The sequence below is a fragment of the Erythrobacter sp. genome, from assembly GCF_011765465.1.
Taxonomy (GTDB): domain Bacteria; phylum Pseudomonadota; class Alphaproteobacteria; order Sphingomonadales; family Sphingomonadaceae; genus Erythrobacter.
The window spans coordinates 869,222-885,682 of record NZ_CP050265.1 but is presented as its reverse complement, the minus strand read 5'-3'; the positions used below and the strand labels follow the sequence as shown (position 1 = coordinate 885,682).

The 16,461-nt window shown below is 66.4% G+C and carries 13 protein-coding genes; 5 read left to right on the top strand and 8 right to left on the bottom strand.

Features of this window, described 5'->3' with window-relative positions; genetic code table 11:
• Positions 1-5 precede the first annotated feature (5 nt).
• Complete coding sequence (locus G9473_RS04280; RefSeq protein ID WP_291136327.1) at positions 6-1,436, bottom strand: coniferyl aldehyde dehydrogenase; 1,431 nt, start codon at positions 1,434-1,436, stop codon at positions 6-8.
• Positions 1,437-1,621: 185 nt separating this feature from the next.
• On the opposite strand from G9473_RS04280, the gene G9473_RS04275 reads away from it, so the two are divergent.
• Together G9473_RS04275 and G9473_RS04270 are read left to right on the top strand one after the other, a co-directional pair.
• Positions 1,622-2,818, top strand: coding sequence for an acetyl-CoA C-acyltransferase (locus tag G9473_RS04275; protein ID WP_291136326.1), 1,197 nt, complete (start codon positions 1,622-1,624; stop codon positions 2,816-2,818).
• Complete coding sequence (locus G9473_RS04270; RefSeq protein ID WP_291136325.1) at positions 2,818-3,228, top strand: hypothetical protein; 411 nt, start codon at positions 2,818-2,820, stop codon at positions 3,226-3,228. The genes G9473_RS04275 and G9473_RS04270 overlap by 1 nt, the downstream gene beginning before the upstream one ends.
• 19 nt (positions 3,229-3,247) lie before the next feature.
• On the opposite strand, the gene G9473_RS04265 is transcribed toward G9473_RS04270, so the two are convergent.
• Positions 3,248-3,742: an SH3 domain-containing protein gene (locus G9473_RS04265; RefSeq protein ID WP_291136324.1), complete on the bottom strand. Its 495-nt coding sequence runs from the start codon at positions 3,740-3,742 to the stop codon at positions 3,248-3,250.
• A 106-nt stretch (positions 3,743-3,848) separates the two neighbouring features.
• Between G9473_RS04265 and G9473_RS04260 the strand changes: the two genes are divergently transcribed.
• Positions 3,849-4,859, top strand: a complete 1,011-nt coding sequence (locus tag G9473_RS04260; RefSeq protein ID WP_291136323.1) for a D-glycerate dehydrogenase — start codon at positions 3,849-3,851, stop codon at positions 4,857-4,859.
• 4 nt (positions 4,860-4,863) lie between these two features.
• Here the strand turns inward: G9473_RS04260 and G9473_RS04255 are convergent, their stop codons facing one another.
• Both G9473_RS04255 and G9473_RS04250 read right to left on the bottom strand, forming a co-directional pair.
• On the bottom strand, positions 4,864-6,267 hold the full coding sequence (locus G9473_RS04255) for a nitronate monooxygenase (protein ID WP_291136322.1): 1,404 nt from the start codon (positions 6,265-6,267) through the stop codon (positions 4,864-4,866).
• Positions 6,268-6,386: 119 nt separating this feature from the next.
• A complete protein-coding gene (locus G9473_RS04250) occupies positions 6,387-7,112 on the bottom strand; it encodes a class I SAM-dependent methyltransferase (protein WP_291136321.1) in 726 nt (241 codons plus the stop codon).
• Between the two features lie 78 nt (positions 7,113-7,190).
• On the opposite strand from G9473_RS04250, the gene G9473_RS04245 reads away from it, so the two are divergent.
• Positions 7,191-7,820 (top strand): hypothetical protein, encoded by a 630-nt coding sequence (locus G9473_RS04245; protein ID WP_291136320.1) that lies wholly within the window; start codon positions 7,191-7,193, stop codon positions 7,818-7,820.
• Between the two features lie 9 nt (positions 7,821-7,829).
• On the opposite strand, the gene prfB is transcribed toward G9473_RS04245, so the two are convergent.
• The 4 genes from prfB to G9473_RS04225 all read right to left on the bottom strand — a co-directional run bounded on the left by prfB (position 7,830) and on the right by G9473_RS04225 (position 13,117).
• Positions 7,830-8,957 carry a peptide chain release factor 2 gene (gene prfB / locus G9473_RS04240; protein ID WP_291136319.1) on the bottom strand — a complete coding sequence of 376 codons (1,128 nt, stop codon included), beginning with the start codon at positions 8,955-8,957 and terminating at the stop codon, positions 7,830-7,832.
• A gap of 96 nt (positions 8,958-9,053) precedes the next feature.
• Positions 9,054-9,584 carry a peroxiredoxin gene (locus G9473_RS04235; protein ID WP_291136318.1) on the bottom strand — a complete coding sequence of 177 codons (531 nt, stop codon included), beginning with the start codon at positions 9,582-9,584 and terminating at the stop codon, positions 9,054-9,056.
• A 41-nt stretch (positions 9,585-9,625) separates the two neighbouring features.
• A complete protein-coding gene (locus G9473_RS04230) occupies positions 9,626-12,139 on the bottom strand; it encodes a transglycosylase domain-containing protein (protein WP_291136317.1) in 2,514 nt (837 codons plus the stop codon).
• A gap of 105 nt (positions 12,140-12,244) precedes the next feature.
• Complete coding sequence (locus tag G9473_RS04225) at positions 12,245-13,117, bottom strand: N-acetylmuramoyl-L-alanine amidase (protein WP_291136316.1); 873 nt, start codon at positions 13,115-13,117, stop codon at positions 12,245-12,247.
• A 453-nt stretch (positions 13,118-13,570) separates the two neighbouring features.
• On the opposite strand from G9473_RS04225, the gene G9473_RS04220 reads away from it, so the two are divergent.
• The gene (locus G9473_RS04220; RefSeq protein ID WP_291136315.1) at positions 13,571-16,429 is read left to right on the top strand and encodes a ribonuclease E/G; all 2,859 of its coding nucleotides are present in this window, start codon (positions 13,571-13,573) and stop codon (positions 16,427-16,429) included.
• Positions 16,430-16,461: the final 32 nt, after the last annotated feature.

Sequence of the window (16,461 nt, the reverse complement as noted above, 5' to 3'; positions counted from 1 at the left end):
TCCTCTTACTTCATCATCGTCTGCGCGGCCTTCATCGTGCCCTTGCCATAGGGCGGCTTGAATCCGCCAAGCTTGGCGATGTCGATCTTGGGCTGGTGGTAGACGCTCCGGGCGTGGCTGAATTCGCGGAAGCCCTCGATCGCGTGATAGCTGCCGATCCCCGAAGGCCCCACCCCGCCGAAGGGCAAATCCTCCATAGAGACGTGGAAAATCACGTCGTTGGTCGTCACCCCGCCCGAGATCGTGCGGCTTAGGACGCGTTCCTGCTCGGCCTTGTCCTCGCCAAAATAATAAAGGCCGAGCGGGCGGTCATGCTCGTTGACGTAGTCGATCGCCTCGTCGACGGCGCGGTAGGTCTTGACCGGCAGGACGGGTCCGAAGATTTCCTCCTGCATCGCGGTCATGTCGTCGTTCACGTTCTTGAGGATGGTGAGCGGCATCTTGCGCTGGTTCGACGAGCCGAAATCCTCTCCTCCCGGATTGACCTCGATCACCTCTGCGCCCTTGTCGCGTGCATCCTCGACCAAGCCCTTCAGGCGGTCGTAATGGCGATCGGAGACGATCGAGCAGTAATCGTCGTTCTCGAGCAGGGTCGGGTACATCGCCGAGACGCCATTGGAGACGCCGGCAACCGCCTCGTCGGCCTTGTCCTCGGGCACGTACAAATAATCGGGCGCGAGGCAGATTTGGCCTGCATTCATCATCTTGCCGAGCGCGATGCGCTCGCCCGCCTTGGCGAAATCGGCGCTGCGGCCCATGATGACGGGCGACTTACCACCCAGTTCGAGGGTGACGGGCACGAGGTTCTTCGCCGCCGACTGCATGACGAGCCGCCCCGTCGCGGTCGATCCGGTGAAGACGAGGTGGTCGAAAGGCAGCGAGGAGAACGCCGCTGCGACTTCCGGCCCGCCGGTGACGACAGCGACCTCGTCGCGCGCGAAGTATTTCTCGGTCAGTTCCGCCATCAGCTCGCTGGTGCGCTCGGTGAATTCGGACGGCTTGATCATCGCCCTATTGCCCGCGGCGAGCACCTGCATCAGCGGGGCGAAGGCGAGGTTCACCGGGAAGTTCCAAGGCGAAAGGATGCCGATCACGCCCTTGGGCTCGTAGCGGACCTCGGCCTTGGCGCCGAGCAGGTTCAGTGGGAACTGGACCTTGCGCTTGTCGGTCTTCGCCCAGCTGTCCATGTGCTTGAGCGCATCCTTGCCGAGCCCGACCGTCCCGGCGATGTCGGTGATCATCGACTGCTCGATCGCGCGATTGCCGAAATCGGCGCTCATCGCGCGGCACAACTCCTCGCCGTTCTCCTTCAGCAACGCCATCGCGCGCCTGATCCGGTCCTTGCGCAGGCTCATCGCCTCGGGCCGCGAAGCGGTGAAGGCGTCGCGCTGGTGCTTCAGCAGTTCCTCAAGTTCATCGCGCCGGTCGTCTGCCATTTCTCTCTCCTGATCCCGTGTCCTGTCGGCATCCGTTGCGGATTGCCACTCACCTGCGACACTTGCCGAAAGCGCAGGCGATGACAAGGTAACATGAATGGGCGCGCCCGGCAGCGATTGCCATTATTGCGGTGCAGCACTAGACCCCGCGCCCGAAACACACCGAACAGAAGGACGCACACGAAATGCCCCAGTTCTCGGCCGAAGACCCGATCGTCATTCTTTCTTACGCCCGCACGCCGATGGGCGGGATGCAGGGCGCGCTGGCGGACGTATCGGCGACCGATCTCGGCGCGGTCGCGGTCAAGGCCGCGGTCGAGCGTTCGGGCGCGAGCGGCGAGGACTTCGACCGCGCCTACATGGGCTGCGTCCTGCCCGCCGGGCTCGGCCAGGCGCCCGCGCGCCAGGCGATGGTGAAGGCGGGCCTGCCGCTTTCGGTCGAGGCGACGACGGTCAACAAGGTCTGCGGCAGCGGCATGCAGACCGTCATCATGGGCGCCGAAGCGCTTGCCAGCGGAACGATCGACATGGTCGTCGCGGGCGGCATGGAGAGCATGACGAACGCGCCCTATCTCCTCAAGAAGCACCGCTCGGGCGCCCGGCTCGGCCACGACACGGCCTATGACCATATGTTCCTCGACGGGCTCGAGGACGCCTATGAGGAAGGCCGCGCGATGGGAACCTTCGCGCAGGAAACCGCCAACGAATACCAGATGACCCGCGAGGAGATGGACGCCTATTCGATCGAATCGCTCTCCCGCGCGAACAAGGCGATCGAAAGCGGCGCGTTCGACGGCGAGGTGGTCCCGGTGACCGTCTCGACCCGCAAGGGCGATGTCGTGGTCGAACATGACGAGCAGCCCGGCAAGGGCCGCCCCGACAAGATCCCGACCCTGCGCCCGGCCTTCGCCAAGGACGGGACGATCACCGCGGCGACCTCGAGCTCGATCTCGGACGGCGCGGCGGCGCTGGTCCTCACCCGCGAGAGCGTGGCGAAGGAAAAGGGCCTGACACCTGTGGCGAAGATCGTCGCCACCGCCGCCCATGCGCATGAGCCCGCGAAGTTCACCACCGCCCCGATCCCCGCGATCCGCAAGGTGCTCGAGCGCGCCGGGTGGAGCGTCGAGGATGTCGACCTGTTCGAGGTCAACGAAGCCTTCGCCTGCGTCGCGATGTTCGCGATGCGCGATCTCGACATTCCGCACGACAAGATCAACGTCAACGGAGGGGGTACGGCCTTGGGCCACCCGATCGGAGCGAGCGGCGCACGGATCATCGTGACCCTGCTGAATGCGCTCAAGAAACGGGGCAAGAGGCGCGGGGTCGCCTCGCTGTGCATCGGCGGCGGCGAAGCGACCGCGGTCGCGGTGGAGATGGCCTGATGCGCGCGCTCCTTGCCGCGTCCGCCCTTCCCGCGCTCGCGCTGGCGGCGTGCGACCAGCCCCCGCAGGATCCCGAACCGCTCGATCCCGCCCCGCTGCCCGCAGAGCCCGCACCCGCCGCCTCGGTGATGAAACCGGGCCTCTACGGCATGGGCGATGCGGGACAGATCTACGCCAAGACCCGGGTCAATGCCGACGGAACCTATGTCGACATGGACGGCGAAGGAACCGAGGTCGGCGGCGGCACCTGGGAAGTGCGCGGAGAGCTCACCTGCTTCGATCCGGAAGGCGACGGGGAGAACCAGCAGGAGCGCTGCTGGACCAATGAAGAGCCGGAAGAGGACGGCAGCTTCATCACCACCAGAGACGACGGATCGCGGAGCTACAGGGTCACTCCCCTGGACGAATAATGAGATGCGCGGCGGGGCGCTAGCCGCCCGAAAGCTCTTCGTCGCCCCATAGCCGCTCGGCGCGCACCCATCCGGTGCGGCCCGCGATGTCGATCTCGCACCAGTTCTCCCGGCAGCGCAGCAGCCTGCCGACCACGCCCGGCTCGGCCCGCCAGCGCAGGGCCGAAGCCGCGTCGGGTTCCTCGCGCATGGCGGCGGGTTCGCTGCCGATCACGATAGCGCCGCGATTGCGGGACAGCTGGCTGGCGGAAACCCAGCCCTGCGTCCCGTCCGAATCGCGCACCAGCCACCAGCCCTCGCGCACCCGCACGACCTGCACCGGCAGCCCCTTGCGCTGGTAGACCCAATCGATCCGGTATTCCCGGCTCGGCCCGACACGCATCCGCACCTTATCGTAGCGCAGGCTCGCCCAATAGGGCGGCTCGCGGTCCTGCGCGCGTGCCGGTGCGGCGACGAGCGAGGCGGCGGCGACGAGGGCGAGAACGATCACGGCGGCAAGGCGAAGGGCGCTCATGCGCTCACTGATAACGCGGTGGCGCGGGGCTGCAAGCGGGCCGTGTGGAAGGTGGACGCGCGTAGCGCTTGACCGCCAAGCCCCTCACCCATTAGCGCGATTTTCCATGGCACAGACAAGCGCACCGCACTTCCCGTCAGGCAAGCCCCGCGTGGTCGTGACCCGCCACCTCATGCCGAGCGTCGAAGCACGGATGCGGGAGCTTTACGATGCCGTGCTCAACGAGAGCGACACGCCGATGAACCGCGAGCAGCTGTGCGCGGCGATGAAGGACTGCGACGTGCTGGTCCCGACCGTGACCGACCGGATCGACGCGGAGATGATCGCCCAGTGTGGCGAGAGACTTGGCCTCATCGCCAATTTCGGCGCGGGGACCGAGCATATCGACCTCAAGGCCGCGGCCGAGCGCAAGATCATCGTCACCAACACGCCCGGCGTCTTCACCGACGATACGGCCGATATCGCTATGGCGATGATCCTCGGCGTGCCGCGCCGCATCCGCGAGGGCACGCAGCTGGTGCGGCGCGGCGAATGGACCGGCTGGGCTCCCTCGGGCCTTCTCGGTCGCAAGATCGGTGGCAAGGTGCTGGGCATTGTCGGCATGGGCCGGATCGGCCAGGCGGTCGCGCACAGGGCCAGGGCCTTCGGGCTCGACATCGCCTATTATGCACGCAAGCCGCTTCCCGAAGCGGCCGAGCGTATGTTCGCCGCTCGCTTCGTCGGCGATCTGGACACACTCGTGGCGGAGGCCGACATCCTCACCCTGCACTGCCCGCTGACCGAGGAAACGCGCGGCATGATCGACGCGCGCCGAATCGGCCTGATGAAGCAGGGCGCTAGCCTCATCAACACCGCGCGCGGCGAACTGATCGACCACGAGGCGCTGATCGAGGCGCTCCATTCGGGCAGGCTCGCGGGCGCGGGGCTCGACGTCTATCCGGACGAGCCGAATGTCGACCAGCGCCTGCTGGGTCACCCCAATGTCATGACCCTGCCCCACATCGGCAGCGCCACAGCCGAGGGGCGAGAAGCCTCGGGCGAGAAGGTGATCGCGAACATCCGCTTCTGGGCCGACGGGCACCGTCCGCCGGACCAGGTGTTGACGGGGCTTATCTGACCCCTCAATCCCCCGTCAAAATCCGCTCGACCAGCTCGCCCACAGTGGGCGTGTAGCCGTTCGAATAGAACGGGTCGGTCTTGAAGCGGTAGGCCGAGTGTCCCGCGAAGGCGAGGTTGTCGGCCGGGTCGTCGCCGTGGGCGATTTCCTGCAGGGTTTTCTGGATGCAGAAGCTGCGCGGGTCTGCGAGCCGCCCGGTGGTGTGGTCGTCGTGGTCTTTCCAGCTGGAAAACTGGCAGTGCGACAGGCAGCCCATGCAGTCCTGCTGGTCCTTGCGGATTTCGTCGCGCTTGTCGGGCGTCACGAAGACGATGGTGTTCTCCGGCGTCTTGAGCGGTTCCGTGTGCCCCTCACGCATCCACACTTCGGCGCGGCGCTTGTCCTCGGGGGTGACCCAGAAGCTCCTCGCCTTGCCGGTGTCGCCGAGTTGCACCGTGCCCTCGACTTCGCCGCGCTTGTGGAAGGGGATCTGCCGCTGCGAACGGTGCATGAGGTCGTAGAGGAAGGGCGTCTTGACCGCGCTCGAATAAAAGCCCGTGGGCGAGAACTTGTGCAGCAGCACGTCGCCCTTCTCCACGGTGCGCAGCATATCCTTCCAGACCTGCGGGATCGGACTTTCCTTGGTCAGCAGCGGCCGCGTGCCGAACTGGAAGGCGATTTTCCCCAGCTCGGGATTGTCTATCCAGTCGTTCCATTCGCGCAGGTACCACACCCCGCCCGCCATCACGATCGGCACGTCTTCCGACACGCCTTCCTTGCGCATGGTGGCGCGCAGTTCCTTGACACGCGGGTACGGGTCCTGCGGCTGGCGCGGGTCCTCGGCGTTGGAAAGGCCATTGTGCCCGCCCGCGAGCCAGGGGTCTTCGTACACGACCGCGGCCATCAGCTCGGACACCTTGTGATAGGACCGCTTCCACAACGCGCGGAAGGCGCGCGCGGAGCTCACGATCGGCAGGTAATTGACGTTGAAGCGAGCCGCGATCTCGGCCAGCTTGTAGGGCATCCCCGCGCCGCAGGTGACGCCCGCGACCATGCCGCGGGTGCGTTCGAGCACGCCTTCGAGCACGGCCTGCGCCCCGCCCATTTCCCACAGCACGTTGATGTTGATGGCACCGCGACCGCCAGCGATCTCGTGCGCGCGCTGGACCTGCGCGGTCGCGCCGTCGATGGCGTAGCGGATCAGCTCCTGGTGACGCTCCTCGCGGGTGCGGCCGTGATAGACCTGCGGGATGACATCGCCGTTTTCGTCATAGCTGTCGGCATTGACCGCGCTGACGGTCCCGATCCCGCCCGCCGCCGCCCATGCGCCCGAGCTCGCGTGGTTGGTCGCCGACACGCCCTTCCCGCCTTCGATCAGCGGCCAAACTTCCCGGCCGCCATAGACGATCGGGCTCAATCCCTTGAACAATACTTCACTCCCGTTCGCAGGGCGCCTTGTGCCCCACTGAAATCATGGCGTCACATAAGGAAGCAGCTTCGCTGCGGCAATGACCTATTGCGGGCCTGTCATGGCCTTCCGCGCGAGGCTCATACGGCGCTGCAAGGCTCGATCGCCTCCGGTTCGGTGCGCGCCTCGCCCTTGCCGAAGCGCGCGAAATATCCCTTGATGTCCGGCCGCTCGATATATTCGATGAGGGTGTAGCCCACAGCCTCGAACTCGCAAAACAGCAGGGCGTGGGGCAGGCCGTGGCTTCCGACGGGCCGGTCGGTCTCGACCACGATGATCTCGCCCTCGGCCGTCAGCGCAGGCCACATCCGCCAGAGGAAGGCATAGGGCTCGGTCACTTCGTGATACATATGGACGAGGAAGATGCGGTCGAAACTGTCGGGCGGCAGTTGCGGGTCGTCTTCGCGCCCTGGCTTGATCGATATGTTCTCAAGCCGCTCGCGCTCGACCCGCTGGCCGAGGCGTTCGAGCGCCTCCCAGTCGATGTCCTGCGCCAGCACCCGGCCTTCCTCACCCACCCTTTCGGCGAGGCGGACGGTGTAATATCCGCCACCCGCCCCGATGTCGGCGACGGTCATGCCGGGCTTGATATCGGCGAGGTCCATCACGATCCGCGCCTCCTCGCGCTCGTCGCGGGCGTCCTCGTCGGCGAACTGGTTGGAGACGACGCGCGCCACGGGCCGGTCGGGCTCGGGAAAGTCGAGCGCGGTCGCGGGCCGATCGGACGGGGCGAGCAGCGCGTCGCAACCGCCAAGCGGAAGCGCGAGCAGGAGCAGCGTCAATCCTGTGAACAGTCTGGAGCGCATCAGGCAAAGCGCTTAATGCGGTGAAGTGGCCTTGGCAAAAGCCAATTTGGCATTCTCTCAAGGCAAGGCAAACGAACCATGAAGCAATTGCGGACCTTCCTGTCGTTGCTCGCTGCGCTGGCGCTGTCCGGCTGCTGGCTCTCGACCGATCCGCTGTTCGGCCCCGCCGACAACGCTGCGGTCGATCTCGAAGGCCCCTATCGCTACACCGTCTACCGCGGCGAGATGGCGGAGATCGAAAGCATGGTTTTCGAACCGCAGCCCGATGGCAGCGTGAGGCAGACCGTCACCTACGCCAAGGACGAGGCTGTGGCGGCGCTCATCGAAGAGCCGCTTGTAGCGGTCAGCACGCTCAATTTCGTCGCCATCCCGCAAGCGCCGGAAGGCTGGCATCTTCTTCACGGCTCGGGCGAGGACGGTGAACGGGAAAAGCTCTACATGATCGCTTCGCTGGACGAGGAACGCATCTTGAGAATCTACGCGCCCGACTGCCGGGGAACGCCCGCCCGAACGGGGCTCGAGATCAGCGCGGACCCGGCGAGTGGCGTGACGATCTGTAATTTCACCTCGAAGCCCGCGCTGCTGGCAGCCGCGCGCGAAGCGGCCGAACTGCTCGCCCGGCCCAGCATCGTCGCGATCGGGCCATGGGCCGAGCTCTCACCGGTCTACGAGTGGGAAAGCGCCATCGAGGACGCAATCTCCGAATAGCGCCCCGCCCTATTCGACGTCCTCGATCTCGACCGTCTCGCCTGTCACCCGCTGCGCGAGCGCGGCGGAGATGAACGGGTCGATCTCCCCGTCGAGCACGTTGTCGGGCGAGGTCGAGGTGACCCCGGTGCGCAGGTCCTTCACCATCTGATACGGCTGGAGGACGTAGGAGCGGATCTGGTGGCCCCACCCGATCTCGCTCTTTTCCTGGTACTCGCCCGAGGCCGCCGCCTCGCGCTCGGCCATTTCGCGTTCGAACAGGCGCGCTTTCAACATATTCATCGCGGTCGCGCGGTTCTTGTGCTGCGAACGGTCGCTCTGGCTCGCCACCACGATCCCGGTCGGCTGGTGGGTGATCCGCACCGCGCTGTCGGTCGTGTTGACGTGCTGCCCGCCCGCGCCGGACGCGCGATAAGTGTCGATCTTGAGGTCGGCGGGATTGATCTCGATGTCGATGTCGTCGTCGATCACCGGATAGACCCAGACGCTGGAGAAGCTCGTGTGGCGCCGCGCGGAGCTGTCATAGGGGCTGATGCGGACGAGCCGGTGGACCCCGCTTTCGGTCTTGGCGTAGCCGTAGGCGTTCTCGCCTTTCAAAAGCAGCGTCGCCGACTTGATCCCCGCGGCCTCGCCCGCCTGGTATTCGACCGTCTCGACCTTGAACCCGCGCCGCTCGGCCCAGCGCGAATACATCCGGAAGAGCATTTCGGCCCAGTCCTGGCTTTCCGTCCCGCCCGCGCCCGCATGGATTTCGAGATAGGTGTCGTTACCGTCCGCTTCGCCCGAAAGCAGCGCCTGGACCTTGTCCGCATCGGCGCGTTCGGCGAGGCGTTCGAGGCTTTTCAGGCCGTCGTTCACGACGCTTTCCTCGCCCTCGGCCTCGCCCATTTCGATGAATTCGATCGCGTCGGCCATCTCGCTCGAGATCTCGCGCACGGTGTTCACCGCCGTCTCGAGCGTCTTCTGCTCGCGGCTGATCGCCTGGGCTTCCTTGGGGTCGTCCCACAGCGTCGGATCCTGCACCCGCGCGTTGAGTTCATCGAGGCGGCGCAGCGCGCGCTCCCAGTCGAGCGACTGGCGTACCAGCGCGAGTGCGGCTTCGATCCGGTCGATATGGGCCTGGGCTTCTGCCCGCATTGGTGTTCCTTCGCACGCTCGGTTCGGTCCCGCCGACACCGGCGGGAGGCTTCACCTAGCGAGCATCATGCGATTGTAAAGATCACCGCGCCCGGCTCACTTGGACAGCGCGCGCACCGCGGCGAGCGTTTCGGTGACGTGCCCGCGATAATCGCTGTCCGAATGTACCGCGACGATCCGCCCGTCCGGCGCGATGACATAGGAGGTGCGGCTCGCGAGCCCGGTCGTGCCCAGCTTCACGTCGTAGTCGGCGATCACCTTGGCGCTGGCGACGCCGACCGGGAAGGCATCGCGGCATTCCTCGCGGCTGAAGCGCTTCAAGGTGGCGATGTCGTCGTTCGACATACCGATCACGCTCGCGCCGGCCTTTTCAAACTCGGGCATGGTTTCGGCGAAAGCATTGGCCTCGAGCGTGCAGCCCTGCGTGAACGCCTTGGGGTAGAAATAGAGCACGACCGGGCCTTTCTTCAGCGCCTCCTTCAACGAAAAGCCGAATTCCTTGCCCGCAAGCGCGGCCTGAGTGGAGAAGGCGGGCGCGGATTTGCCCACCGGCAATTCGGCCAGCGCAGGCGCGGCGGGCAGAACCGCGGCGAGAGCAGCGGCTAGAAACGCGGAAAAACGGATCATGACAGTCTCCTCGTGAGAGCGAAAGCTACGCAGCAGCAGGGTCAATAGATGCCGCCCTGCTCCTCGACGAAATCGCTCGGCTGGCCGAAGGCGTTTTCCTGCTGGCTCGGGACCGCGCCGAGACGGCCGGTTCGGATGAGTTCGAGGATCTCCTCGCGCCGCGCGGCGATCGCGTCCTGCCGGGTGAAACGCTCGGGCTCGGTGTCGGGCTTGAAGGCTTCCCAGATGATGCCGGAGAGCGGGTCGTCGGTCGGCCAGCCCTCGAACACACGCTTGCCCGTGCGGCGGTCGATGCGGACCATGCGGACGCCTTCGGGCGCGACCGGGGGAAGGTCGGACCAACGCGGCTTCGTCTTCTGGATGAGGCTTTTGACGATCGGCGCGGCGATCGTCCCGCCATAGGCATAGCCGCCCATGTTGCGCGGGGTGTCGAAACCCACGTAAGCGCCCGCGATCAGCTGCTGCGTGCCGCCGATGAACCACACGTCCTTGGGCCCGCTGGTGGTCCCGGTCTTGCCGAACAGCGGCAAGCCGAGATCGCGCAGGTTCGTCGCCGTCCCGCGCTGCACCACGCCTTCGAGCATATGCATCACCTGAAACGCGGTGCGCGGGTCGAGCGCCTGCTCGCCCTTCAATCCGAAGCGCGGCATCGGCTGGCCGTCCCATTCGGCCATGTTGCAGCCCCGGCAGGGCCGCTCGTCGGCGCGCCAGATGACCTTGCCGTGGCGGTCCTGCACGTAATCGATCACGGTCGGTTCGTTCAAACGCCCGTGATTGGCAAGAGCGGCATAGGCGGCGACCATTTTCGACACCGTCGTCTCGCCCGCACCCAGCGCGGTCGAGGGATAGGGCTGCGCGTCCTCGCTGATGTCGAGGCGTTCGATCGTGTCGACCACGTTGTCGAAGCCCACGGTCGAGCCGATCTGCACGGTCATGATGTTCTGCGACTGCTCGAGGCCGTAACGCATCGGAAATTGCCCCGCACGCCCGCCGCGAATGCATTTCTCGCCGAGGTTGGCGCCCTGATAATAACAATAGCGGGTGTTATCGACCTGGGTCGACGGGGTCATTCCGTTGTCGAGCCCGGTGGCATAGACGAAGGGCTTGATCGTCGAGCCCGGCTGGCGGTTGGCCTGCGTCGCGCGGTTGAAGTCCGACAGGCGGAAATCGAACCCGCCCTGCATCGCCAGCACGCGCCCGTATTGCGCGTCCTGAACGACCAGAGCGCCCTGCGCTTCGGGCACGGTGGCGACCGCGTAGCCATTGCCGGACGGTCTGCCTACGATCACGTCCCCCGCCTTGAGCGAATTGGGAAGGCCCGTCAGCGGCGCTTCGGACCCATCGGAAAAGCCGATCCGCGCCGATGAACCCTCGCGGACCGTCACCACGCCGAGCCGCCAGTCCTTGTAACGGATGCCGAGCGGCGAGCTTTGCAGCTGGCGCGCCCAGTTGCCTTCGGACACGTCGATCGTCGCGATCGCCCCGCCCCATCCGCGATTGCCGTGATAGCGCATCAGCCCCTCGCGCAGGGCCTCGCGCGCGGCATCCTGCATTTCCGGATCGAGCGAGGTGCGCACCCAAAGCCCGCCGGCATAGACGCTGTTCGGCCCGTCCTCAGCGCTTTCGCCGAATTCGGCGATCAGCTGGCGGCGGACCTCTTCGAGGAAATAGCCTGCATCGACGCTGCGCTCGCGGCGCTGGGTAACAAGGCCGAGCGGCTTGGCCGAGGCAGCAGCGCGCTCGGCTTCGGTGATGAAGCCGTTCGCCTCCATCTGACGCAGCACGAAATTGCGCCGGCCGAGCGCGGCCTGTTCCTGACCCTTGCGGCCATACCGCTCCGGCGCCTTGGGCAGGATCGCGAGGAAGGCCATTTCGTGCAGTTCGAGATCGGAAACGTCCTTGTCGAAATAGGCCCGCGCCGCCGCCTGCACCCCGAAACTGCGCCGCCCGAGCGGGATTTCGTTGAGATAGAGCTCGAGGATCTCCTGCTTGCTCATGACGTCCTCGATCCGCGTGGCGAGGATCATTTCCTTGAGCTTGCGCGTGACCGAATATTCATCGCCCAGCAGCAGGTTCTTGGCGACCTGCTGGGTGATGGTCGATCCGCCCACCGCGCGCTCGCCCGAACCCATCTTGCTGGCATAGTCGACCACGGCATTGAGCGTGCCGGTGAGGTCGACCCCGGCATGGCTGTAGAAGGTCTTGTCCTCGGCCGAGATATAGGCCTGCTTCAGCCGCTCGGGAAAATCGGGATATTGCAACTGGACGCGCCGCTCGCGGGCATAGGAATGGACGATCTCGCCATCGAGCCCGCGCACCACGGTCGGCAGCGGTGTTTCGTATTCGAGCAGGCTTTCCGCATCCGGCAGGTCGCTCGCCAGCCAGATCCACGCCGCGACCCACACGACGACGAACAGCGCGAGCGCGGCGGCGGCGAGCTTGAACAGGAGGCTCCCGCGCCATTTCGCGCCGAACCAAGCGGCCAGCCCGCCGAGGTCGCGGTTGACGCGGTAGCGGGCATAATCGGCGAAGGAGAGGGCAGCGGGGTCGGTCATGATCGTCGGGGCGATTAGCACGGCTTGCAAGCGCCGCGCCAGCGGCTTCGCGCAGCCTATGCCGCTTTGCCCGCCGCGCCTTTCGTCACGCTGAACGCATCGCCTTCACGACCCGGCGCGGCGGGCGAAATAGACCCGGATCGCGCGCGCGAGCACTTCGGCATAGGCTTCGCGGCCTTCTTCGGTGGTGAGCCGGGCGCGGTCGTCGCGATTGGTGACGAAGCCGCTTTCGAACAGCACGCCGGGAACGTCCGGCGCGCGCAGCACGGCGAGCGCGGCGGAGCGGCGGGCCTGCGGATGGAAGGCGATTCGCCCCTCGCCCTCCCGCGCGATCAGGGATGCGAATTCGGTCGCCTCCTCCTGCGTGCGCGACTGCGACAGCTCGACGAGGATCGCGCTGACCGTCTCGCTCTGTCCTTCGATCACGATCCCGTTGACCCGGTCGGCGTCGTTCTCGCGCTCGGCGAAGCGCGCCGCCGCCTCGCTCGATGCCTCGTTCGACAAGGTGTAGATGCTCGCCCCCGCGACATCGCCCCGCTCGCCCGCGCTGTCGGCGTGGATCGACAGGAACAGGTCCGCGCCCAGCTGGCGGGCGATCTCGGGCCGGTCGGCGAGCGGCACGATGCGATCGTCCTCGCGCGTCAGCGCAACGCGGATGCCGCCCGCCTCGAGCAGTTCCTCGCGCAAGGCCCGGGCGATGGCGAGCACGACGTCCTTTTCGCGCACCCCGCCCCCGACCGAGCCGGGATCGCGTCCGCCGTGGCCGGCATCGATCACCACCAGCGGACGGGTCGGATCGTCGGGGCCGGCGATGTCGGGCAGGTCCACCGGACGCGCCTCCTCCCCGCCGAGAGCAAAGCGCAGCACGTAGTCGCGGCCCCAGTGCGGCACCGGAATGGTAAGCCCCAGCGCCATCGCACCGCCGACGACAAGCGCGGGCAGGCCGACGACCAGCAGCAGCAGGGTGCGAAAGCTCATGACCCGCCCGGCTTAGGATGTTGCGCGAGGCAAGCGCAATAGAGTTGCGGGTGGAAACCCACGGTGCTAGCAAGTCGAGGTGGACGTAACTGTTTTCAGGGCACTTGCCGCCGAAAGGGGCCAAACTGCCGGACACTTGCGACGTTCACCCGAAAGAACGGCCGGCCGGTATTCCCCGCGCCGCCCGCACACAGGTTGATGCAGTGACGAGACGCCTTCCCCCGCCAGCCAGCCAAGAGCGCGCCTTCGCCGCTCCGGGCCACGCGGGCCGAGGCGCGGGCCAAATCCGCACTCTCGTCGCAGCAGACACGAACAGCGCGCCGGACTTCGCCAGCGGAGCGGCCGCGAACACCAATAGCGCCGCGGCCCCAAGGCCCGGTGCCTCACCATCCCACAATTTGCGTCCGCCCTGCCGCTTCAAGCGAAAGCGGGCGGGCGCCTGGAGACTACATAATGGCAACGCGCATGCTTATCGATGCGCGCCACTCGGAAGAGACCCGGGTGGCGGTGCTCAAGGGCAACCGGATTGAGGAATTCGATTTCGAATCTGCCGAACACAAGCAGATAAAGGGCAACATCTACCTGGCGAAAGTAACGAGGGTCGAACCCTCGCTGCAGGCCGCCTTCGTCGATTTCGGCGGCAACCGCCACGGCTTTCTCGCTTTCAGCGAAATCCACCCCGATTATTACCAAATCCCCTACGAGGACCGGCAGAAACTGCTCGAGGAAGAGGCCGAAGCGGCCGAGGAAGAGCAGCGCCTGCGCGACGAGGAAGAAAGCGAAGGCATTGCGCCCGGCGACGAATACGACGCTGAGGACGAAAGCGGCGAAAGCCTTGCCGAAGACTTCGCCGAGGACGGGGTCGAGGAAATCGACGACGACAGCACGGACAAGGTCTCCACGATCGAGGACGGCGCATCGGACGACGACGACAGCGACGACGAGGATTCGGACGACGACGACAACGGCGAAAATACCGAAGAGAGCAGTAGCCGCCGGGGCCGCTCGCGTCGGGGCCGCCGCCAGGGCAAGGGCCGTGGTAACGGCAAGAACGGCGGCGGTCGCAGCCGCGCCAAGGAGGTCGATGAAGTCCGCGCCAAGCGCATGGCCCTGCGTCGCCGCTACAAGATCCAGGACGTCATCCAGCGCCGCCAGGTCCTGCTCGTCCAGGTCGTCAAGGAAGAGCGCGGCAACAAGGGCGCGGCGCTGACGACCTATCTCAGCCTCGCCGGGCGTTACACCGTGCTGATGCCGAACAGCAGCCATGGCGGCGGCATCAGCCGCAAGATCAGCTCGACCAGCGACCGCAAGCGGCTGAAGCAAGTCGTCTCCGATCTCAAACTGCCCAAGACCATGGGCCTGATCGTGCGCACCGCCGGGCTTTCCCGCACCAAGACCGAGATCAAGCGCGATTTCGACTATCTCGCCCGCCTGTGGGACGAAATCCGCGAAAAGACCCTCGCCTCGACCGCGCCCAGCCTGATCCATTCGGACAGCGACCTCGTCAAGCGTGCGATCCGCGACATCTACAACCGCGAGATCGAGGAAGTCATCGTCGAGGGCGAGGACGGCTACAAGGCGGCCAAGGGTTTCATGAAGCTGCTGATGCCGAGCCACGCGCGCCGGGTGAAAGCCTATTCGGACCCCGTCCCCCTGTTCCAGCGCTATGGCGCGGAGGACCAGCTGCGCGCGATGTACGATCCGATGGTGCAGCTCAAATCGGGCGGCTACCTCATCATCAACCCGACCGAGGCACTGGTGTCGATCGACATCAACTCCGGCCGCTCGACCAAGGAACACGGGATCGAGCAGACCGCGCTCCACACCAATCTCGAGGCGGCGAAGGAAATCGCCCGCCAGCTGCGCCTGCGCGACATGGCCGGCCTCGTCGTGATCGACTTCATCGACATGGAGCACAATTCCAACGTGCGTAAGGTCGAAAAGGCGATGAAAGAGGCGCTCAAGAACGACCGGGCGCGTATCCAGGTCGGGCGCATCTCCGGCTTCGGCCTGATGGAGATGAGCCGCCAGCGCCTGCGCACCGGCGTGCTCGAAGCGACCACCCGCGAATGCCCGCATTGCGACGGGACGGGCCTTGTCCGCACCGCGTCGAGCGCGGGGCTTTCGGCGCTGCGCCTGATCGAGGACGAGGCGGCCAAGGGCAAGGGCACGATCATCCGCCTTGCCGCCAGCACGGAAGCGGCGATCTACCTGCTCAACGAAAAGCGCGACGACCTCGTCGAGATCGAACAGCGCTATGGCGTGCGTGTCGAAGTCGTGCCCGAAGGCGAGAACGAGGGCGCGAAGATGAACGTCTCGAGCGCCGGGCCCAAGCCCGCTTCGGTCCCCAAGTTCGATCCCATCGTCGATGACGAGGAGGACGAGAAGCTGCCCGAGGAGACGGACGAGGAGGATGACAACACCTCCGACGAGACCTCGTCCGATGACGACGGCGCCCCGCGCAAGAAGAAGCGCCGCCGCCGCCGCGGCGGTCGCGGTCGCAAGAAGCGGCAGGGCGGCGAAGAAAACGGCGAGAACGGCTCGGATGAGGAATCGTCGGATAGCAGCGATGAAAGCTCCGACTCCGGCGCGTCCGGCGATGAGAGCGAAGGCGGCGAGAACGGCGAGAAGCCCAAGAAGCGCCGCCGGCGCGGCGGTCGCGGACGCTCGCGGCGGCAGGACGGCGACGAGGGTTCGGACGATGAACTCGAACAGGGTGCCGACCAGCTCGAGGAGGTCGCCGAGCAGGTCAAGGAGGACATGACCGTCGTCTCCGGCCCAGACGACGCTCCCGAGACCGCCGGGGAAATGGTGCAGGAGGAGGCTCCCGCCGAGGAAAAGCCCAAGCGCCGCCGTGCACCGCGCAAGAAGAAGGCCGACGAAGCGCCCGCCGATACCGGGGCCGAAGCCGACACCGGCAGCGATACGCCTTCCGAAGAGGCTCCCGCCGCGGAGAAGCCCAAGCGCAAGCGCGCCCCGCGCAAGACCAAGGCCGAGAAGGACGCCGAGGCGGCAGCCGCTGCGGGCGAGACCGATGCCGCTCCCGCCGAGGCATCCGTCGAGGCAGAGCCCGAACCCGAGCCCGAGCCCGAGCCCGAGCCCAAGCCCAAGGCTCCGCGCCGCCGCAAGGCGCCCGCGAAAAAGGCCGATGACGCGGGCGAGAGCGCCAGCACGGTTGCGGACGAGCCCGCCACTTCCCCCGCTCCCACCCCGGCCGAAGCGGAAGCCGAGGAAGTCGAAAGCACTGGAAAGAGCGAGGAAAAGCCCGCCCCGAAGAAGCGCGGCTGGTGGCAGCGCACGTTCGGCGAGTGATTTTCAGGCGGCGAGTGATGCTCAGGTGACAG